We start from the raw sequence: 20927 nt of genomic DNA on the forward strand, positions 1-20927 counted from the left end.
ATTTCAGCCCGGCTCTTCCTGTGTATTCCCGCCGGCTGCTGCGGTAAGCCCCAGCAGTATGGAGTTCAGTTTCTCCCGGGCGCTGTCGCTTCGTGAAAGAAGAATTACCGGAGCCTTCGCACCCAGTATCAGTCCCCCGCCGGCATATCCCGCCAGATAGATCAGGGCTTTTCCCAGGGCATTGCCGGCGGTAATATCCGGGGCAATGAGAATATCCGCATCCCCCTGAATCTTCCCCTCATATCCTTTTGCCTCGCAGGAATCCCTGCTCACCGCAAGATCCAGCGCCATAGGCCCCTGGACGATGCATCGGGGGAAGTCCCCCTCCTCCCAGGCCCGGGTGAGAAGATCTGCATCCGTGGATTCAGGGAGTTTTTCGTTCACCTGTTCGGTGGCCGACAAAAGAGCCACCCTGGGCCGGGGGATTCCAAGAGCGTGAAACAGATCAACTGAAGAGCCGATAATCCGCCGTTTTTCCTCAACACCGGGATGCATGACCATTCCTCCGTCGCTGATCCCCAGAAATCCACCTCCGGGTTTTTCCAGCACCAGACAATGGCTCAGCAAGGCATGCCCGGGATTCAGCTCCCGGCGGTTCAGGAGAGTCTTCAACAGGAGGGGAGTGGGTACCTTGCCCTTCATCAGCAGGTCGGCTGAACCCTCCGCAACAGCGTCAACGGCCCGGTCGCAGGCCTCCTGATCGTTGCTGCAATGCACGATTTCCCCCTCCTTAAGCCCGCTCCCGGTCATGTACCGGCGTATCTCTTCCCGGTCTCCGAAAAGCCGAAAAGAGGCAATCCCCCTTTTTCCGGCTTCGGCCAGGGCGGCGAAAACCTGTTCTCCCCGGGCTCCGGCCACGGCAATGGTTTTCGCATCACCCGCCATCCGTAGTTCAAGTCCTGCGAAACCTTCCATTTCCCGGTTCATACCTGCCTCCCTGCCTTGAATGCAGCAATATTGGTCTGGACCACCTTTTCTCCCTTGGCGGTAAACAATTCTCGAACACCCTGAAGCAGGAAACCTTCATCCAGGGGTATGTGTCTGGAGGCAGCTCCAACCAGAACCATATTTGCCGCCCGGGATGAACCGGCCTCCATTGCAGCTGTTACCGTGTTGATCAGCTCCCCGCCGGCAATATTCCTCACTTCGCCGTGAATATCTTCCAGATTGGGATAGTCGGGGATATTGGTGAAAGCCTCCGCTGCACTTACCACTTTTCCCAGGGGACTCAAATACCGGGTGTAGCGAAGGGCTTCCATGGGCTCCATGCTGAGAATCATGTCCGCTCTTCCGAACCCGATCAAATCCGACGGAATACGGGAACTGCTGATCCGCAGGTGGGCCTGTACCGCCCCTCCCCGCTGGGCCATCCCGTGAACCTCTGACTGACGGACCTGCAGACCCGCGTTCATGGCCGCCGTTGCGATCACCGCCGCCACCGAGAGAATCCCCTGACCGCCCACGCCGGCAAGGATGATGTCATACTTCACCTTCCCGGGAGATGCGCCGGAGGTTTCAACCGGCTGTGCTTCGGCAGGGGCTTCCGGTTCCATCCGGTTTCTCCGTTTCAGAGTCTGAATGCACTCCCGGATGGCGATCACCACCGAAAGTCCCCGGTGGTGAAACTCCTCCTTCAGCCGCCGTGCATTCTCTTCCCGGTTTTTCGGCAGAGGAGTAAGGTCCAGAAGATGCTCCTCATCAACCCCCAGGCCCAGCACCGCATTCCGGATCTGCTGGGAACGCACTATGGTATTTTGGCCGCCGGTCATGGCTGTGGTTTCGTTATCCATAATGATAATGGTCATGGGGATATCTGCGGAGGCCGCATCAGCGAGGCCGGTGAGCCCCGAATGCATAAACGTGGAGTCGCCGATGGTGGCGACAACCGGATGCATGCCCGCCTCCGCAGCGCCCCGGGCCATGGGAATGGAAGCTCCCATGCACAAGGCTGTCTCAATGGTTTTATGGGGAGGCAGGAACCCAAGGGTGTAGCAGCCGATATCGCTGGTCACCAGTTTGCTTGTCTCGTCTTTCAGTGCATCGTTGACTGCATCGAAGGTATCGCCATGGGGACAGGCCTGGCACAACTGGGGAGGCCGCATGGGAAGTTCCATAGCTGCAATTGCGGTCGAGGAGGGTGCTGCAACCGGGGAAGAGGCCGGAGCTGAATCCGGATCCCGCTTTCCGTGTGCTCCCTGAATCTTCCCGGGTATGGCATGCTTCATTTCCGCAAGACCCATGGCCGGACGCACATTATCCGGGTTCAGTTCTCCGCTGGCCGGAACCGTGCCGTCCATCTTGCCGGAAATTGTCAGTTCTGAGGGCAACAGCCCGCAGAGAAGCCGCTCCACATACGGGTAGCCTTCTTCCAGGCAGATGATTCTGCTGCGCCCCGCGCTCAACGAGGCGATCAGTTCCACGGGGATGGGATAGCTTCCGATCTGCAGTCTGGCCGGGGGGACGTCCAGCTCCGGCAGGTTCTCCTCGTAATAATTGCCCCCCAGCCCGGTGGTGATGTACGCCGTGTCTCCTGCAGCATCGCTGTGCTCCAGGCGGTTGAAAGGGCTGGAGCTGCTCCAGGACTCCAGCTCAGGTATCAGATTCAGATGATCGGCATAATGCTTCCTGCTCACAGCGGGGAGAACCATGTAGTCGGTGATCCCGGTAAACTTCTCAGCCGGATTTTCCTTTCTGGCCTCTGCAGGAGTTACCACCGCCCGTGAGTGGGACAGCCGCGTCACAAGTTTTACCATTACCGGGACGTGAAACTTCTCAGAAAGATCAAAAGCCGCCCGGGTCATCTCGTATGCTTCCTGCTGATTCCGGGGTTCAAGGCAGGGCATCCCGGCGAAATCGGCAAACCAGCGGCTGTCCTGTTCGTTCTGGGATGAATGCATTCCCGGATCATCGGCGACCGCCAGCACCAGTCCCCCTTTGATATTCATGAGCACTGAGTTCATGAAGGGATCCGCCGCCACATTCAGCCCCACGTGCTTCATGGTCACCAGACAGCGCCGGTTCATTAAGGATGCCCCAACCGCCGATTCATAGGCGGTCTTCTCGTTGGAACACCAGCTTGCCGTATATGTCCACTGATCTTTCCGGTCCAGCAGATATTCAAGAATTTCCGTGGAAGGTGTGCCCGGGTATCCGTATGCCTGGGAAATCCCTGCATGTATTGCGCCCAGAGCAAGGGCCTCATCTCCCAATAGAACGAGATCTTTCATTGTCAGTCCCCTTTGGTACGTGGTCTCTATTCTTTATAGACCCAAAAGCGGAATTTGGCAAATTCAAGCGAATAAAAGTTGTAATAATTAAAAAATTAACGAATAATATATGTATTATATTAGAACAAAGCTAATAAAATACGGTCAGCCAGTATAAATGGATGAGAAGAGTTATGGATGAAATAAACAGAAAGATCGTCAATCTGCTCCAGCAGGACAGCAGCATTACCAACCAGCAGCTGGCGGAAGCCATCGGCCTCTCCCCGGCAAGCAGCCTGGAGCGGGTTCGCAAACTGGAGCGCAGCGGAGTGATCCGGGGCTATACAGCTCTGATGGACCGGCGGAAACTGGGCAAACACATCAAAGCGTACATATTCATCACCATGCGCCAGCACAACGCCCAGCTGATGAACCGCTTCAATCAGGCGGTTGCGGACCTTCCGGAGGTAATGGAGTGTGACCGGCTGGCGGGTGAAAAGGATTACCTCATGAAAGTGGTTTGCGACAACATCGAAGATTTTGAGGCATTCACCCGTGAACGGCTCACCACCATTCCGGGAATCGACCGCACAAGTTCCACCATAGTGCTCTCCACCCTTGTGGAACGGAGCGGGGTGGAGTATTAAACTAGACATTCCTGAGTTTTCGTATGCTGCTCATTGCTCCGGGAACACCTCCAGAACCTGATATTCTTTAACCTGTTCGTATCCCAGTTTTCGTCCCAGACTGACCGAAGCTTTATTCGCCGCATCCCATGGAACCTTTATCTCCCTTTCCAGCGCAGTATTAAGCCATGCAGCCGCGGCGACGGTTGCCAGTCCCCGGCGGCGCTGTGTTTCAACCGTATTTACCTGACATTCTGCATGGTTGCCGGACCGGATGAATGCCGACGCACCTGCGACTATCTGTGCTGTGCTGCTGTTTTCCATCAAGCTGACTATGCCGGGGAATGAGCGCAGGCGAAAATCGGAGGGATCATGAAAATGATGCTTCGGATGCTCCCAGCCCAGGGATTCCCGGAGTGCTTCAGTATCGGCAGATGACGGGGATTCAAGCTGGTAGTCCGTGTCCAGCCGCCGGGTAACATGGGAATGCAGTTCCCGGAACTGCCGCAGTTCAAAGGAGCTGCAGGGCATATGATACCGCCGGATTTCCCGTACTCCGTCACCATGAATCCGGTGAATCAGTCTGTTCCATTCCGGCGAATACCCCAGTACCGCAGGAAGAACCGGGAAGGAACGAACCAGCTCCTGCGCCCCGGGAGAACCGGCATCTCCGGCAAATATCACCAGTCCCCCGTAGAAAATCCCGGCACAATCTGTTGCCCGGGCGGAATTTCCATGAAGCGTGCCGAACCCGTCCTCCAGGCAGGAGTGGATGCAGGCGTTCCACATGGGGATGTCCTTGAAGAGGGGGAGATAATCATTTCGCTGTGAAGGATCAATGGTATGTACAGAGCTGTTTTTGCTGCTCATCGTTTGTCTCCTGTATTCATTTTACGGTGCACGGAAGCTTGTAAAACGACAACTTCCGGGAGGAGTCGATTCAGATATAGTGCCGTTACCTTTTCTATGCTCTTACTGAGAGTACTGGGGGATTCTGATTATAGTCGAAAAACAACCTGTGAATAATAGGATATAAAGGAGGAAATGATGAAAAATCCGATCAGCCTGAGCGTTGACCGTGGAAGCGTCCGACGAATATAATTCTGCAGACAGTGATCGCGTCCCGCCCCTTGGGGGGGGGCGGTTACCTGTGAACATGCGGTGAATGAATATTTTCGGTAAACCGGGGTACCATGGCAGGAGGCAGACAGTGGAACAGACCATACTTGCCGAGCGGTTTCGTCTGGAAGAGCTGATCGGTTCCGGCGGGGTATCCTCGGTGTACCGGGCAACGGATTTACAGGAACAGATAACTGTGGCCGTGAAGCTTCTTCACCCCCATTTATCCAGGGAGCCGCACAACAGAGCGCTTCTGAAACAGGAAATTGAACTTACATCCACCATAGATTCCCCTGCGGTCATACAGCTGTATGAAGTTTTTGAAGACGGCGATCGGCTGTTTGTTTCCATGGAATTGCTTGAGGGCGGTGATCTGAAAGACAGAATTCTCGATCTCGGTCCTCTTCCGTTTTCCCAGGCATTGGAAATCTGTACTGCCGCTGCCAGGGGATTGGATGCGGCTCACAAACTGGGGATTATCCATTGTGATATTAAACCCCACAACATTCTGTTTGCAGCTGACGGAACCCTGCGGATCAGCGATTTCGGCTTTGCCCGCACAATTTCCGGCTACGCCGCTGACGATGAGCTTGGGGGGAATTCTTCGGGTTTGGGGCTGACCGGCGGTGCCGGTACCCCGGATTATGCCGCTCCCGAGCTCATGGGCAGCGGGCTTCCCGATCCCCGTGCGGACATATACTCACTGGGTGTGGTGCTGTTTGAAATGCTCACCGGCAGGCTTCCATATCAATCCAGCAGTCCCCATCAGACATTGCACCGGCATCTCAACGAAGCAGTGCCGCGCCTTGAGGATAACCGGCCCGGTCTGCCGGAGGAGATGCAAAGCATCATCGACCGTGCCATGGCAAAAATGCCCGGCGACCGCTTTCAGACCGCCGGTGAGTTCGCCCTGGCCCTGGAACATGGACGGACAACACAGATCTCGGTTCAGCCGGACATCCAGACCTGCCCTTCCTGCGGTGCAGGCATGTACAGGGAATTCCCCCTCTGCGTGCGCTGCGGCTATACGGAAGCCCGGATCTCCTCCCAGCCTGATGCTGTAACAACCGGGAGCAGGACCGGAACGCATTCAGATCGGACGTCGGCGCATATTCTCATAGAAGGTCCAGGTGAAATCGGTGAACGCTTGAATCTTGAACATCGCCACAGTCTGGTGGAATACCTGAAACGTCTGGGAAGCGATACCAAAAAGCTTGAGAAACGAATCCCGCGGCTGCCCTTTTTTCTTTTCCGGGGGCTGGAGGCATCCAATGCAGATGAGCTGGCCGCTTCGTTATCACACCAGGGTATTCAGGCGCGGGTAATCCGCAGTGACAATCCTGCAGAAATATCCTACGGACGGAAGAAAATCCTGAAGAAGTTCCGGGCTTTGTATCCCCGGATGCTGCTGGTAGTACTGGGGTTTTCCGGAGGTTTTTACTTCCAGATTTTTAATTATCCCCAGTTTTTTATCCCCCTCATTCTGGGCGGCGCCCTGGTTGTTGCCCCAGCTGCAGTGGTCACCGGGTTCTTCCAGGGGGAGGCAGGCGCCCGAAGTTCTGCCGGGCAGATAAGCGGAGCCTCCCTTGCCCGGCTTGCATCCCGCTTTCACCAACCTCAGGCACGCTCCATTATACAGAGGATAACCGTATCGTTATGTCAGCTGGAAGGTATGCCGGGGATGAAAAAACAGGCGCTGGAGTTTTACCAGGGGTTTCTCGACCTGATCAGCCAGGCTGCAGAACTGGACGCCCAGCTGCACACCCTGGGAAAAGATCCTTCCCAGGCCGATCTGCGAAGCCGTATAGAAACCACATTGCAGCGCTATCTGGACCGCATGCTGCGTTATTCTGTTACCATAGACCGTTACCGATTAGCCGGACGGACCGGAAGTGAAAAACCATCGGATCCGGAAATATCGCCCACACCCTCCGGAGGACCCGTATGGAATTAAATGCTTCCTCATTTCAGCAGTCGGCCCTGACCCGGAATTACCGGATTGAAGATGAAATCAAAGCGGACTCCGTCGCTGTTACGCTCCGGGCCCGGCCGACGGATCCCGGAGACGGGCAGGGGAGGGAGGTTCATATTCATCTTCTCCACTCTCATCTGGAACAGGATCAGGTAATCGTAAACAGCTTCCTTCAGGAGTACCGGATATTCTCTCAATTCGATCATCCCGGTATACCCAAGGTGATGAGTCTGCATCAGTCGCCCCCGGCAGTGGTGGTGGAGGCGGGGGACTGGATGCCCCTCAGCAGCGCTCCTCCCCGGGACTTCGCTTCGGTTCTCGCATATTGCCGCTCTCTGGCAGGGATCCTTGAGTACGCCCATTCCCAGGGGTACGTGTTTCGGGATCTGAACCCCGGTAATGCGGCGGTTCGCCCAGATGGCACGGCGGTAATCCCCGACGGTGCCCGGGGCAGGGTGAAAGATATGCTGGGATTAAGCTCCACCACCATGATCAGTTCTGCGGCTGAATATCTGGCTCCGGAGGTTCTCTATGGTGATAACTGTGATCCCCGTTCGGATCTCTACTCTCTGGGCATGATCATCAAAACCCTCATCGCCGGAGAACCGGGCATACCCGTCCCCCGCTGGTTTGCAGACCTGACCGAATCACTCTGCGGAGAAATCACCAAACGGCCCCGGGATGCCGCCGGTGTACTTGAATTGATGGTAGCCCAGAGTGTTCCAGAACCCGCTCCCGAAATTCCCTGTGCGTATTGCCTGAAAGATTATCCCGCCGAGCTGCCGCTGTGTCCCCATTGCGGCAGGTTACCTCCGCAAATTTCCCGTCATGAACACCCGTCTGAGGGTGAAATTCTGGTACTCAAACAGCTCAGTGAAAAGGAAGAGGTGATTGCTCCCTTTATCCGCCAGCTTACCGCCCTCTCAGGTGATCCCGATTTTACCCCGAATATCCTGACCGGAGATATCAGAATGTACAGCAAGGAAGAACAGAAAAAAGGGATCCGCCTCCCGGCGGTGATAACCGCTGGACTTACCTCCCGGGGTGTCCGCCAGCTTATTGAGCTGCTGGAGCGCCGGAAGCGCTCGGAACTGCATCTGGTGCGCTATCCGGCAGCCAAACGCAGACGCTTCAAATACGGACCCATACTGCCCGAACAGCTTCATCCTCCGCCTTCTCCCGGAATGATTCAGGAAGCGGAAAAAATGCTGACAATGGGCACCACTCCTTCCCCGGCTGCTGTTGAATCAGGACCGGGGGAATTGCACATGTGCATCCTGAGAATCCTGGGAAATGCAGCTCCTGAAGACTGGGATTCACCCACCGTGCGCAGCAAGCTGGATCGGATACACCACATCAACGAAGAAATCATGAAAATTGACCGCATATTGGGTGAAATGAACCTTGGAGACCTCTATACCCGCATACACAGTCTGAACCGCCGAATCGCACGGGAGACCGACACCCGTGAAGCCTCCCGCCTCATAGATGAAAAAACGCATCTTGTAGAAAGCTTCCGGCGATTCCGGCAGGCCGAAATGCAAAAAACCCAGCTGCGACGGGAAGCAGCCCGGTGTCAGCTCGAAGGGAATTCTTAGGGGGCGTATGCTTTTAAAACCAGATCTTTGAGATAGGTATAGGTACGCCTATTGGTCATTTCACCACCCTTTAAATCTCTACAAATCAGGATAGCAGTCTGGTTATTACAGCTTCTTAATTTCCTGTTCGGAAAGGCCGGTAATCTCTGAGATATCTGCTATCGGAAAACCACGTTCCAGCATTTTGCGTGCATCTTCCCGGGCTTTCTGCTGCATGCCCTGTTGCATACCCTGTTGTATGCCCTGCTGTACACCGCGTTGCTCTCCACGCTGCTCAATTCTGTCTACAACTTCTGCCAACATCGTTTTTACCTCCGTTAACTGATTTACCTTGTCGATGTCCCTGTTCTCAAGGGATCCTCGGAACATCCGGTTGATCCAGTGGCTGAATTGACGCAGCTGTTCAGGCTTCTCCTCGGCAATCATGGAAATTGCTTTGTCTATTGTCCGCCGCAATGCCGCATCATCCTCCTGCTGCTCCAGATAAATGATGGCTGCTACCAGACCCTTGATGCGCTCCAGTTTTTCCGGTGGGATATCACGCTCAATAATCGGGTAGTAAGCAAAGCTTGGGATGTACTTCTGCGGAATCTCTGGTGCAATCAATTCACTGATATTGAACGGCACCGTCCAGGGGAGGCTGCCGTTGTACAGGAGAACCGGAAAAACTGCCGGCAGCAGCCCCTTTGTACTGCTTCGAAACAACTGGTCGTACAGCTGCAGAATATACAGCAGCATGCGCACGGGAATGGTCTTGTCAGGAGTGGACTGGAACTCCAGAAGCACATACACATAGACCTCACGGCCGGGAAGGGTTACCTTATAGATAATATCACTTTCCCGGTCCAATAGCTCCTCGCTGACAAAGCTTTTATCCACCAGCTCAACATCATCAACAGCCAAGCCCTGCACAAAATCCTCCTCAACAAAGCGGGTGAGAAACTGATGAAACACCTGCTTGCTTGAGAAAAGAAATTTATATGCACTGTCCCAGGGCTTTCGTTCTGCCATATACACTAGTATACGACGTTTCATAAAGCAGGACAATTGGTTACGTTCCAGCCGTTCTGAAGGAAACCAAAGGCGCGAATCCCGCGCCTCACTACATAAATAATCATTTCAAAATGATACGTGGTTCACTCTGCTTCTATTACGTACAGCCGCATTCCTCCTGCTGCACCATCCGTGACCATCGGGTGTTCATCTGTGGTTACCACCAACTCTCTGATCTGTGCTACAATTCAGTCACAACAACAAGGCCACCGCCCGCTTTATATTATTTTTCGCGGCGGCAACCTCGCCCGAATGGGCATAGACCTTGCGGTAACCGGCAACACCGGCATCAATCTCTTGAACGCCAACGGAGTAGGACTGTTTGAAATGAACTTCGACCTTGAAAACGGAGTCAGTTCCAAAATCGGCATGGGAGGCTACGACATGAGCGCCGGCACAATAATGAGTGCAATCAACGGCATGAGTACCTACAAAACCTCCCGGGACATCCTCAACCAGGGCTTTTCAGGTGACAGAGCAGCAGCAATGCGCATGCTTGCAAGCTACGCAGCTGATGAAACCGATGAACGCTTTGAACAGCTGATGAACGGTGATGCCGAGTTCACAATAGAAGAAGGGGACGGCAACGCCAAAACCGAACAGGATGAGAACGGCAGAATCAGTATGCGGATCGACAGCCAGGAAGGAACCAACGGCGACCTTCTCACAGGAATTGCCCTGATCCATGAAGCGTTCAGAAACGGTCTGGACGATGGAGAAACAGGACAACAGCAGGAAACCGCAGAGTCTGTAATACACCACACAATAGCAGCCCAAATGGTGGGGCAGGGCTACGGCATGAGCAGCTTAAGCGACAGCCTCAAAGATGAAATAAAGATCCTCAACAGCGAAGGCGGAATACAAAAACTCGCCCAGCATGCAGTGGAGAATTATGACTGGAGTGCGGATTATTGGCTACTGACTGCTGAGGGTAATATTGTATTTGATGGAAAGAAAGATCTCTATGATGAGAATGGTGAGTTGCTCAGAAAATATGAAGGAACCGGCGGTTTCACCGATTCGTTAGCCGATCAATTAGGAATCTCAAAGCAAGAAGCTTCGCAAATGATGGTTGATGCTGGATGGACGTATGATTCTGGAACCTTCACAAAAAATGATGGCGAAATAGATGTGCTGAATGACTCATCCGAAGCACTGACCACTTCTGATAATTTTAAAGCCCGCTATTTCGTACAACGTGATTATGTGGATAAGTTATGGAGCGATTTCGGTGGCGACGCCGGTGCGATGGTTGAATCATTGCAAGATAATCTCCAGGGTTCATTTGCTTCAGGAGAATTTGGCGGAGTCCAGGCAGAAATGCTTAATATGACCGCAGGGCTCTCTGATTTTGCTACAGTTTATGATCGGGCAATGTATGGTGATGATTCTGATCCTATTGCTCACCCCGGATTCTTGGACCAAGAAAGGTTCGAAGAATACTCCCAGCCAGCAGTTGAAGAAGCATTCAACAGGATTCGCGAGGGGTGGAGCTATGATGATGATAATCCTATGTACGAACTCATAGGGGATGGGAAGGTGATTGATCCGATCTCAGGGTTTGATTATATAACTACGCGATCCAAGTATTCAGATGGTAGTGAGCATGGGTGGAATGGCGGAGAAGCTATTGACTTTGGCACAGACAAAAATAACTTGCCCATTTATACCACTTTTCACGAAACAATAATTGCAGATAGAAATTCCTTCTCTTGGGCAGATCCAAACAACACTAAGAATGGCTATGGATTAAATTTACGTACATCGAATGACTTTTTTAATAACATCTATGGACATCTGCAACCAAAAACCGAAGCTGGAGAAACGCTTAACAATATCATCACAACAAGTATGTCAAGAAATATCTTCCGTTTTTCATTACCACCTGGCTATAATTTTGGCAACGTGGGGAATACTGGGAATTCTACCGGCATACACTTACATTGGGAGCTTTTTTACAAATGAGAACTGTATGCTTTTTATTAATCACCATCTTATCACTCACTTATTTATCTAGCTGTACTAAGATGAATAGTTCAACAGAAGATGCGAACTATCCAGATCAATCACAAGATGGTGATGTGGAAGAAATAACTTCCATTAGGTCTTTATTTGATGATTATGGAGCAAATATACTTTTTGTTATCAGAGATTTGAATGACGCATATCTCGGAACTCTGAGATTTGATGAAAACAGTCAGGTTAGCACAAATTTTGAGAGTAGCTCTGGTGAGGTGAAAATTCTACACATTGATATTGATGAAACGAGTGCACTAATTTATTTCTCGCTGCAATTATCATCAAGTGAAATCAGTGATTTGGATAGTGAAATCACAAATTACGTTTTATCTATTGATGTTGGAAAGGTTTTGCCTATTGTCCAGGATTCCGACTCACGTGTGGCGATAGAGCTATTTGCAGAAGAAGTCTCAGAGAGTGTAATCCCTAATTCTGAATCCCCCTAAGCCCCGCCTTGAGCTGCACCGGCGAACAGCCCGGTGTCAGCCTCGAAGGAATTTCTTAGGGGGTGTACGCTTGAGCGAAGTGGTTTTCTTCATTGGTATGCTTACTAGTCCTTCACCACCCTTTAAATCTCTACACATCAGGATAGCAGTCTGGTTATCACAGCTTCTTAATTTCCTGCTCGGATAGGCCGGTAATCTCTGAGATATCTGCTATCGGAAAACCGCGTTCCAGCATTTTGCGTGCATCTTCCCGGGCTTTCTGCTGCATGCCCTCTTGCATACCCTGTTGTATACCGCGTTGCTCTCCACGTTGCTCAATTCTGTCTACAACTTCTGCCAACATTGTTTTTACCTCCGTTAACTGATTTACCTTGTCGATGTCCCCGTTCTCAAGTGATCCTCGGAACATCCGGTTGATCCAGTGGCTGAATTGACGCAGCTGTTCAGGCTGCTCCTCGGCAATCATGGAAATTGCCGTATCTATTGTCCGCCGCAATGCCGCATCATCCTCCTGCTGCTCTAGGTATATGATGGCTGCTACCAGACCCTTGATGCGCTCCAGTTTTTCCGGTGGGATATCACGCTCAATAATCGGGTAGTATGTAAAGCTTGGAATGTACTTTTGCGGAATCTCTGGTGCAATCAGCTCACTGATATTGAACGGCACCGTCCAAGGGAGGCTGCCGTTGTACAGGAGAACCGGAAATACCGCCGGCAGCAGCCCCTTTGTGCTGCTTCGAAACAACTGGTCGTACAGTTGCAGAATATACAGCAGCATACGCACCGGAATGGTTTTGTCAGGAGTGGATTGGAACTCCAACAGAACATACACATAAACCTCACGGCCGGGAAGGGTCACCTTATAGATAATATCACTCTCCCGGTCCAAAAGCTCATCGCTGACAAAGCTTTTATCCACCAGCTCAACATCATCAACAGCCAAGCCCTGCACAAAATCCTCCTCCACAAAGCGGGTGAGAAACTGATGAAACACCTGCTTGCTTGAGAAAAGGAATTTATATGCACTGTCCCAGGGCTTTCGTTCTGCCATAAATACAAGTATACGACGTTTCATAAAGCTGGACAATTGTTTACGTTCCAGCCGTTGTGAAGGAAACCAAAGGCGCAAATCCCTGCGCCTCAATATTCATTAATCAATTCAAAAAGATACGTGGTTCTCTCAGCTTTTATTACGTACAGCCGCATTCCTCCTGCTACACCATCCGTGACCATCTGGTGTTCATCTGTGGTTACCACCAACTCCCTGATCTGTGAAATAATCTACCCTCCGCGGCATAGCCAACATCGCCACGACAATCGCGGTCAACGCTCTGCTCCCCCCGGGCACCGGAGCCCTGCTCACCGCCGCCATCAACCTTGCCGATGACGCAGTATTCACCGCCCTGGACGTCTCCAACGGTGTAACGACCCGAAACGAAGGACTGGTCAACTTCGGAAAACAAGCAGCATCATCTCTTGCAAGCACCGCAATCGGCGGAATAGGACCCACAGAAGGTGCATTCACCGCCCTGGAAGCCGGCCAAAAAGTAGGCCTAACCCTTGGTAGACAACTCGGCACAAACCTCTCTTCCGGACTCATTAACTCCATAGAATACAGTGCTGAAGACGGCTTTGGTTGGAATGGAGAAGTATTAACAGAATCAATGGTGGGCGAACAAGCTCTCGCCGGCTACATGGGCACTGTTATGGGAGGCGGGATCCAGCATAGTATGACTGATTCAATCCGTGGTACCATTGGAGAAGATCTGATGAATGCCCAGGCCACCGCCCGCTTCTATTCAATTAATGGCGGCAACCTCACTCGAATGGGCATAGAACTCGCAGTAACCGGCAACACCGGCATCAATCTCTTGAACGCCAACGGAGTAGGACTGTTTGAAATGAACTTCGACCTTGAACAAGGCATCAGCGGCAGAATCAGCATGGGAGGCTACGACATGAGCGCCGGCACAATAATGAGTGCAATCAACGGCATGAGTACCTACAAAACCTCCCGTGACATCCTCAACCAGGGCTTTTCAGGTGACAGAGCAGCAGCAATGCGCATGCTTGCAAGCTACGCAGCTGATGAAACCGATGAACGCTTTGAACAGCTGATGAACGGTGATGCCGAGTTCACAATAGAAGAAGGGGACGGCAACGCCAAAACCGAACAGGATGAGAACGGCAGAATCAGCATGCGGATCGACAGCCAAGAAGGAACCAACGGCGACCTTCTCACAGGAATTGCCCTGATCCATGAAGCATTCAGAAACGGTCTGGACGATGGAGAAACAGGACAACAGCAGGAAACCGCAGAGTCTGTAATACACCACACAATCGCAGCCCAAATGGTGGGGCAGGGCTACGGCATGAGCAGCTTAAGCGACAGCCTCAAAGATGAAATAGACATCCTCAACAGCGAAGGCGGAATCCAGAAGCTTGCAGAGCATGCAGTGGAGAACTATGACTGGAGTGCGGATTATTGGAAACTTACCAAAAACGGAGATCTGATTAACGACGGCTCTGGATACCTGAAAGATGAAATGGGTATGTATGTCAATGCGGATGGCAGTAGAACAACAGAGATAACAGATCAAACAATTGGTGCAGAAGGAATCGAAACCGGTTTGCTGAATATTCTGAACGGCGGAACATCAAACACCTCCTATGATTCCTATTCCGATGAGCAGATAGCCTCTGTACAAGCTTTAATGTACGGTGCAGGAATGCAGAGTACTTCCGGGGATATGCGTGAAGTCCGTTGGAATACCGGTGAGCTGAATAATTCCAATTTAGATAGAGTTATTGGGTCAAACAGTATCGTAATGGACTATGGTTCCAGTGTAGCCGCCCCGGTCTTTATGAATGCTTTTGATGATGATAGCAATACTGTTCTGTTTGGTGGGAATCCCCAAGAGATCGGAAACACCTTGGTAGGCATCCCTGAGAATTCCAGATCACGCTTTATTGATTATACAATCGCAAAAGCCGATTTCTATGGGACGACTAGTAATATTGCTTCCGACTTGAGCGGCTTGGGTATATCTCAAATATTCCAAGGTGCAGACGGTTACGAAGACAAGCAGCACCGGGGAACAGATATTGTTGGTGAACGAGGTCAGGAATTGCTGTCTATGTACAGTGGTGAGGTTGTTGATAACGCTACCCGTGATTCATCAGGAAACACTGCAGTCATTGAATATGGTTTCAGGTTTGAGGGCTTTTTCTATACTACAGGTATTCAGGCTCAATATATGCACCTTGATGAAAAATCTCCACTTCGTGTAGGCACGACTGTTCAACCCAATTCTGTAGTAGGCAAAATGGGTAATACGGGATTTGTAAAGCCTGAGCCAAGCTTGACCAATCCAGATGGAGGAACTCATCTGCATTATCAGCTGATGAGCAATACGCCATGGCATTCTTCTGATAGCGAAATCTGGGACATATATAACGACAGACGTGATGTGTTCTTAAATCAAATTGGTGCGCCATCGACATCGGATTGGACAACTGATTCGACTGACACACTGAATAGTTACTCTGAATATTATGAAAACTTCTATTACAACACAAACAACATGTTTGATTACCTGGATTAAGGATGTAGATATGAAACTAAAAAATTTTTATGGAGCTATCGTATTGACAGTATGTACAGCGGTGTTGGTCGGATGTGGATCAGATAGGGAGGACGGTGGTGTATATGTACCTGAACATTTAGAGCAGGGTGATACTGAAACAGCTCCTGTTTCTTCACCAGAGATGGATGACGAGACTTCACAGGAGGACCTAGCCACAGATCGCCCTGATGTGCCAGAAGAATCGCTGGATCAAGAAACTATTGAACAACTGAACAATGAGTTGCACGCCTATGCCGAAAAACATGGAGCTGAGTGGACTGGTCCTGCCAATAGTTCACTTTTTGTTCCCGGTATTAGAAATGAAATCAAACTGGATACTGGTTTATTGGATAACCTTTCACAACTCTCTTCTGATGCACTTCGACTTATTGGGAGCATCTCTGTTAGATATCTCGATATCCAAGTTGTTCCAGAGCTACCTGATGATTTATCACTACAGCAACTGTCATTTAATAAAAGAATTGAAGATATTTCGAGCCTTGCTGGTACCAATGTACAACATCTATCAATTCCGGACTCAAATATTTCATCCATAGATGTATTGTCAGAAAACCAATATATTGAAACCCTGCACATAGGTAAAACAAAAGTAGATGCCCTACCTAATATGTCTGGGATGAACTCGTTGAAGGTATTAAGGCTGGATGGAACTCCAATTCGCTCACTGGAGAATATTGACACAATCCCAAATGATTTCGAACTAAATCTATTTATGACACCTGAATTGGAAAATATCGATGCATTGTTAGAATCCAATATTGAAACACTGTATATCGACAGTACCAAAAACACCAGAATCGGGCCGAGCATTGGTACCTATGAGCGATTTGAGGAGTGGTTTGATAAAAGCCTTGAAACACTAAAGACAAGAAATTCTGATTTTGAGCTGAGATTCAATCTACCAACAGGACCATAATCCCCCTGAGCCCCGCCTTGAGCTGCACCGGCGAACAGCCCGGTGTCAGCTCGAAGGGAATTCTTAGGGGTAATAGTGCTTTATCAATCTCTCGATTAGAGAACGGTGAGAGTTCGCAAAAATTGTTTTTTTGGTATATACTACAGCCATCTCAGTAGTCGGCTTGTTAGCAACTGTCACACTTCAATCTTGATGACAGTTAAGAAAAGAAACTATTTAATTGGAAATCCATGGGTAAGTATGAAAAGATCATTGTAAAAATACTTAGTGGTACGGCTGACGCAAATATCTCGTTTACAGATTTGTGCGCTGTGCTAGATCATCTTGGATTTCATAGACGAATAAAAGGCGATCATTATATTTATACAAAAGATGGTGTCGCAGAGATTCTAAATCTGCAGCCTCGCGGTAGCAAAGCAAAAGCTTACCAGGTTAAGCAAGTCCGTAATGTACTTGTGAAATACAAGTTGGGAGGGAAATCATGAATACTAAATACGAAGTGATATTATACTGGAGCCCTGCCGATGAAGCCATTCTAGCCGAAGTACCTGAACTCCCTGGCTGCATGGCAGATGGAGCCACATACGAAGAAGCCCTGAAAAATATCGAAGTTATCATCGAAGAATGGATCCAGACCGCTAAAGAACTTGGTAGGGAAATACCTCAACCGCGTGGTCGGTTAATGTTTGCCTGAGTCATGCTTTGATTGAGAATAATTTCATCTTTCAGAAGAGAAGCTTCTCATAACTATATATACACCATCCGTGACCATCTGGTGTTCATTTGTGGTTACCACCAACTCTCTGATTCGTGCTACAATTCCGTTACAACAACAAGGCCACCGCCCGCTTTATATTATTTTTCGCGGCGGCAACCTCACCCGAATGGGCATAGACCTTGCGGTAACCGGCAACACCGGCATCAACCTGCTGAACGCCAACGGAGTAGGACTGTTTGAAATGAACTTCGACCTTGAAAACGGAGTCAGTTCCAAAATCGGCATGGGAGGCTACGACATGAGCGCCGGCACAATAATGAGTGCAATCAACCGCATGAGTACCTACAAAACCTCCCGGGACATCCTCAACCAGGGCTTTTCAGGTGACAGAGCAGCAGCCATGCGCATGCTTGCAAGCTACGCAGCTGATGAAACCGATGAACGCTTTGAACAGCTGATGAACGGCCAGGCCGAGTTCACAATAGAAGAAGGGTACGGCAACGCCAAAACCGAACAGGATGAGAACGGCAGAATCAGCATGCGGATCGACAGCCAGGAAGGAACCAACGGCGTCCTTCTCACAGGAATTGCTCTGATCCATGAAGCGTTCAGAAACGGTCTGGACGATGGAGAAACAGGGCAGCAGCAGGAAACCGCAGAGTCTGTAATACACCACACAATCGCAGCCCAAATGGTGGGTCAGGGCTACGGCATGAGCAGCTTAAGCGACAGCCTCAAGGATGAAATCAAGATCCTCAACAGCGAAGGCGGAATCCAGAAGCTTGCAGAGCATGCAGTGGAGAACTATGACTGGAGTGCGGATTATTGGAAACTGACTGCTGAGGGAAAATGGATGCAAGACGGTTCACTGGATTTTGACATCTCAGAAGCTGTGAAGGAAAATCCTGAACTATTAAATGATCCGGACATCATGTCGCTTCTGCAACAAGGCGGTGGCAAAATTGCCTATGATGATATGTCAGAGGAAGTAATCCAGAAAATAGGTTCAAGCATCTTTGGAGATGATTTGGCCAACGCATCTTCATCCACCTCACCGGATTGGGCAAATAATCCGCTGCAAAATCTTATGAGCCAACAGGCAGCATTTCTTCAAGGCACCGGAGCGTTTGTCGCTGCCAGTGGTGCAGCAGATGATCTAATCGGATTGATTCAATCTGAGGCTCCAAGTAATCAAATCAACAACTCTATCAACGCCTTTCAGTCTGCCCTGCTGGATGTGCAAGATACGGGATTGTTACAAAGAAATGATTTCAATCTCAATGAGGAAGGATTAGTCAACGTAGGACAGAAAGGAACTGATGCCTATGTTCCCGTACGGTTATCTGCTGGAGATGAAAATCATATGGTAACTAGTGATCCTGGTTGGAGAATAATTGATCCAGCGCGTGGAATTACAAAACACAGTGGTATTGACCTGGGAAAAGTTGGTGGCAATGATATTGTCGCCTCTACGGACAACAGTAACGGATGGATGACCTGGGATGATACTTTTGGCTTGAGTGTAACAAACTCATTCACCGTTGGTGGGACAGACTTCTTAAATTCAATTGGTCATACAGAGGCTGAAGGAACAGTTATGAGCATGCTCAGTGTTTATGGAACTGAAGGTGTCACCATGACCGAAAATGGGTTATCAGGTTTGCATGCTGGTATGACCATGGGAACAGTTGGAAATACTGGATACTCCATGGGAGAACATGTGGACTTGAGAACATACATGATTCGAAACGATATCAGTCAGAGGATATCTCCACTTTCACAAGATTCGATTTATGGTGATTATCTTTCAAACAACGTTTTGAGAACGTTTGAAGCTCAAATGATAAGTGGATTGGACAACTACAATACTCCAAAAGCTCAGATATTGAATGATAGAACAATCCAAAATCAGATTAGGAGTTACTACACGACTCAAAGAGTTCATCAGCCTGCTGATATGACAGAATGGATATGGGATTTAGGTCTTTCAGAGGGGATCGGATGGTGGTAAACAGTAAAATTCTACTATCTGTAGTATTGATACTATTTTCGCTCGGCAATCTTTTTGCATTAGAGATAACCTTAGAAAATGTCATTCCAGGGCCCAAAATACCTGGAACCCTGCCAAGTAACATGAAGGGCATAAATTTAGGATTTCCCCGAATCGCTTGGACCGCAAAAAATAAACTCATCTACAATCGTGCTCCACTTAGTTGGCTAATTGATCGAGAAAAAATGATGGTATCCCGACAGGTTGAAATGGAAAGGCTGTTCCCTCAACTTTCAGTTCAAGTAATTTGGAATCACGATGGTGTAGTTATTCAAAATGGTTCAGCATTCGAGAGGGAGTATTTCTATTATTCAAATAACACGGGGACGGTTGAGCTAGAAAATAAGAGTGCTCAACAACTAATGAATCGGAGGGAAGTGTTCCCAGGTGGAAGTTCAAATAGTCAAACCGTTGATGGCGTATTTCAATGGAATCGTGAACTATATGGTCCATATGCATTATTGCCATATCCCATATTTGGACCTGAGGTTGCAGGCTTATCATTAAAAAATACGGAAACCGGTGAAACTATACCTGTTCTCGACGCACTGGAATTTTATAATTTAGCGAATTATGATATGACCGCAGTCAGATTCGATCGATTTAAATTCGCATGGGTTGGAGAATATTACCAGAAAGATGAAGGTTCTGAGCCTGATTATTCTATTAATATTTACTTCTTTTCCATCACCTATGATGGATTTGTTAGTGAAACCACTTCTGTTCGCATCGAGCCGGATATAGACGCACCCGAAGCCGGCGCACTACAAGCCGGTGAGTCAGTAAGGGTGACAAACGCAGACACTTTTATGACGGATGAGAACAAGCGCAGTGATTTTTGGTATTTCGTGAAAAATCAACGCATAGAGGGTTGGGTTTTTGGCGGTGATCTGTTAATCGAGGGTGAGGATTGGGAAAAACGACTGAAAAGTCGTGGCCGACCATTCGATATTGAAGCCTTTCTCGCCCACCAAGAATCCAATTCTGAAGTGGAACCACAGCAAGATGCTAAAGATGAAGAGTCTGCTATTATCACAGAAACACCAGAGAACAGAAACACGTACTCTCCACAGAGAAATAGCGAAGCATTTCATAGAATCCTGATCATTGCCGTACTCTCAGCAATTACTCTCACACTTGTAATAGGTTTCGTTGGATCAAAAATGAAAAAACCTCCCGGCCAAACATCCGATTCTGAATCCCCCTAAGCCCCACCTTGAGCTGCACCGGCGAACAGCCCGGTGTCAGCTCGAAGGGAATTCTTAGGGGTAATAGTGCTTTATCAATCTCTCGATTAGAGAACGGTGAGAGTTCGCAAAAATTGTTTTTTTGGTATATACTACAGCCATCTCAGTAGTCGGCTTGTTAGCAACTGTCACACTTCAATCTTGATGACAGTTAAGAAAAGAAACTATTTAATTGGAAATCCATGGGTAAGTATGAAAAGATCATTGTAAAAATACTTAGTGGTACGGCTGACGCAAATATCTCGTTTACAGATTTGTGCGCTGTGCTAGATCATCTTGGATTTCATAGACGAATAAAAGGCGATCATTA

General features: G+C 49.5%; 15 protein-coding genes. 10 read left to right on the forward strand and 5 right to left on the reverse strand.

The features are described 5' to 3' along the window. Nucleotides 1-3 precede the first annotated feature (3 nt). Both L21SP2_RS04455 and L21SP2_RS04460 read right to left on the reverse strand, forming a co-directional pair. Complete coding sequence (locus L21SP2_RS04455; RefSeq protein WP_024267307.1) at nt 4-927, reverse strand: phosphate acyltransferase; 924 nt, start codon at nt 925-927, stop codon at nt 4-6. Then, on the reverse strand, nt 924-3227 hold the full coding sequence (locus tag L21SP2_RS04460) for an indolepyruvate oxidoreductase subunit beta (RefSeq protein WP_024267308.1): 2304 nt from the start codon (nt 3225-3227) through the stop codon (nt 924-926). Before L21SP2_RS04460 ends, L21SP2_RS04455 begins: the two co-directional genes overlap by 4 nt. Nucleotides 3228-3400: 173 nt before the next feature. On the opposite strand from L21SP2_RS04460, the gene L21SP2_RS04465 reads away from it, so the two are divergent. Further along, nucleotides 3401-3853, forward strand: coding sequence for an Lrp/AsnC family transcriptional regulator (locus tag L21SP2_RS04465; RefSeq protein WP_024267309.1), 453 nt, complete (start codon nt 3401-3403; stop codon nt 3851-3853). Between the two features lie 30 nt (nt 3854-3883). Here L21SP2_RS04465 and L21SP2_RS04470 read toward each other — a convergent pair whose 3' ends face one another. After that, on the reverse strand, nt 3884-4702 hold the full coding sequence (locus tag L21SP2_RS04470; protein ID WP_024267310.1) for a GNAT family N-acetyltransferase: 819 nt from the start codon (nt 4700-4702) through the stop codon (nt 3884-3886). Nucleotides 4703-5042: 340 nt separating this feature from the next. Between L21SP2_RS04470 and L21SP2_RS16855 the strand changes: the two genes are divergently transcribed. Both L21SP2_RS16855 and L21SP2_RS04480 read left to right on the forward strand, forming a co-directional pair. Further along, nucleotides 5043-6905, forward strand: coding sequence for a serine/threonine protein kinase (locus tag L21SP2_RS16855; RefSeq protein WP_024267311.1), 1863 nt, complete (start codon nt 5043-5045; stop codon nt 6903-6905). After that, on the forward strand, nt 6896-8521 hold the full coding sequence (locus L21SP2_RS04480; protein WP_024267312.1) for a serine/threonine-protein kinase: 1626 nt from the start codon (nt 6896-6898) through the stop codon (nt 8519-8521). The genes L21SP2_RS16855 and L21SP2_RS04480 overlap by 10 nt, the downstream gene beginning before the upstream one ends. A gap of 105 nt (nt 8522-8626) precedes the next feature. Here L21SP2_RS04480 and L21SP2_RS04485 read toward each other — a convergent pair whose 3' ends face one another. After that, nucleotides 8627-9532, reverse strand: a complete 906-nt coding sequence (locus tag L21SP2_RS04485; RefSeq protein ID WP_041401175.1) for an Rpn family recombination-promoting nuclease/putative transposase — start codon at nt 9530-9532, stop codon at nt 8627-8629. 195 nt (nt 9533-9727) lie between these two features. Here L21SP2_RS04485 and L21SP2_RS04490 point away from each other — a divergent pair, with 195 nt between their 5' ends. Next, nucleotides 9728-11539, forward strand: coding sequence for a hypothetical protein (locus tag L21SP2_RS04490; RefSeq protein WP_144082921.1), 1812 nt, complete (start codon nt 9728-9730; stop codon nt 11537-11539). 62 nt (nt 11540-11601) lie between these two features. Next, a complete protein-coding gene (locus tag L21SP2_RS04495) occupies nt 11602-12039 on the forward strand; it encodes a hypothetical protein (protein ID WP_041401177.1) in 438 nt (145 codons plus the stop codon). 157 nt (nt 12040-12196) lie between these two features. Here the strand turns inward: L21SP2_RS04495 and L21SP2_RS04500 are convergent, their stop codons facing one another. Beyond that, complete coding sequence (locus L21SP2_RS04500) at nt 12197-13090, reverse strand: Rpn family recombination-promoting nuclease/putative transposase (RefSeq protein ID WP_024267315.1); 894 nt, start codon at nt 13088-13090, stop codon at nt 12197-12199. A gap of 679 nt (nt 13091-13769) precedes the next feature. On the opposite strand from L21SP2_RS04500, the gene L21SP2_RS04505 reads away from it, so the two are divergent. From L21SP2_RS04505 to L21SP2_RS04530, 5 genes are all read left to right on the forward strand, one after another. Next, on the forward strand, nt 13770-15644 hold the full coding sequence (locus tag L21SP2_RS04505) for a M23 family metallopeptidase (protein ID WP_024267317.1): 1875 nt from the start codon (nt 13770-13772) through the stop codon (nt 15642-15644). A 10-nt stretch (nt 15645-15654) separates the two neighbouring features. Next, the gene (locus L21SP2_RS04510; RefSeq protein WP_024267318.1) at nt 15655-16602 is read left to right on the forward strand and encodes a leucine-rich repeat domain-containing protein; all 948 of its coding nucleotides are present in this window, start codon (nt 15655-15657) and stop codon (nt 16600-16602) included. 481 nt (nt 16603-17083) lie between these two features. Beyond that, a complete protein-coding gene (locus L21SP2_RS04520) occupies nt 17084-17296 on the forward strand; it encodes a type II toxin-antitoxin system HicB family antitoxin (protein ID WP_041401182.1) in 213 nt (70 codons plus the stop codon). A 91-nt stretch (nt 17297-17387) separates the two neighbouring features. Beyond that, complete coding sequence (locus tag L21SP2_RS04525; protein WP_144082922.1) at nt 17388-19331, forward strand: hypothetical protein; 1944 nt, start codon at nt 17388-17390, stop codon at nt 19329-19331. After that, nucleotides 19322-20578: an SH3 domain-containing protein gene (locus tag L21SP2_RS04530; RefSeq protein WP_041401184.1), complete on the forward strand. Its 1257-nt coding sequence runs from the start codon at nt 19322-19324 to the stop codon at nt 20576-20578. The genes L21SP2_RS04525 and L21SP2_RS04530 overlap by 10 nt, the downstream gene beginning before the upstream one ends. The last annotated feature ends 349 nt before the right edge of the window (nt 20579-20927 follow it).

This window comes from Salinispira pacifica (genome assembly GCF_000507245.1).
GTDB lineage: Bacteria > Spirochaetota > Spirochaetia > DSM-27196 > Salinispiraceae > Salinispira > Salinispira pacifica.

What these genes read in the sequence shown, in the direction of transcription:
- L21SP2_RS04455 (WP_024267307.1), bottom strand. Translation starts at nt 927, where the DNA reads ATGAACCGGGAAATGGAAGGTTTCGCAGGACTTGAACTACGGATGGCG.
- L21SP2_RS04460 (WP_024267308.1), bottom strand. Translation starts at nt 3,227, where the DNA reads ATGAAAGATCTCGTTCTATTGGGAGATGAGGCCCTTGCTCTGGGCGCA.
- L21SP2_RS04465 (WP_024267309.1), top strand. Translation starts at nt 3,401, where the DNA reads ATGGATGAAATAAACAGAAAGATCGTCAATCTGCTCCAGCAGGACAGC.
- L21SP2_RS04470 (WP_024267310.1), bottom strand. Translation starts at nt 4,702, where the DNA reads ATGAGCAGCAAAAACAGCTCTGTACATACCATTGATCCTTCACAGCGA.
- L21SP2_RS04480 (WP_024267312.1), top strand. Translation starts at nt 6,896, where the DNA reads ATGGAATTAAATGCTTCCTCATTTCAGCAGTCGGCCCTGACCCGGAAT.
- L21SP2_RS04485 (WP_041401175.1), bottom strand. Translation starts at nt 9,532, where the DNA reads ATGGCAGAACGAAAGCCCTGGGACAGTGCATATAAATTTCTTTTCTCA.
- L21SP2_RS04495 (WP_041401177.1), top strand. Translation starts at nt 11,602, where the DNA reads ATGAATAGTTCAACAGAAGATGCGAACTATCCAGATCAATCACAAGAT.
- L21SP2_RS04500 (WP_024267315.1), bottom strand. Translation starts at nt 13,090, where the DNA reads ATGGCAGAACGAAAGCCCTGGGACAGTGCATATAAATTCCTTTTCTCA.
- L21SP2_RS04505 (WP_024267317.1), top strand. Translation starts at nt 13,770, where the DNA reads ATGACTGATTCAATCCGTGGTACCATTGGAGAAGATCTGATGAATGCC.
- L21SP2_RS04510 (WP_024267318.1), top strand. Translation starts at nt 15,655, where the DNA reads ATGAAACTAAAAAATTTTTATGGAGCTATCGTATTGACAGTATGTACA.
- L21SP2_RS04520 (WP_041401182.1), top strand. Translation starts at nt 17,084, where the DNA reads ATGAATACTAAATACGAAGTGATATTATACTGGAGCCCTGCCGATGAA.
- L21SP2_RS04530 (WP_041401184.1), top strand. Translation starts at nt 19,322, where the DNA reads ATGGTGGTAAACAGTAAAATTCTACTATCTGTAGTATTGATACTATTT.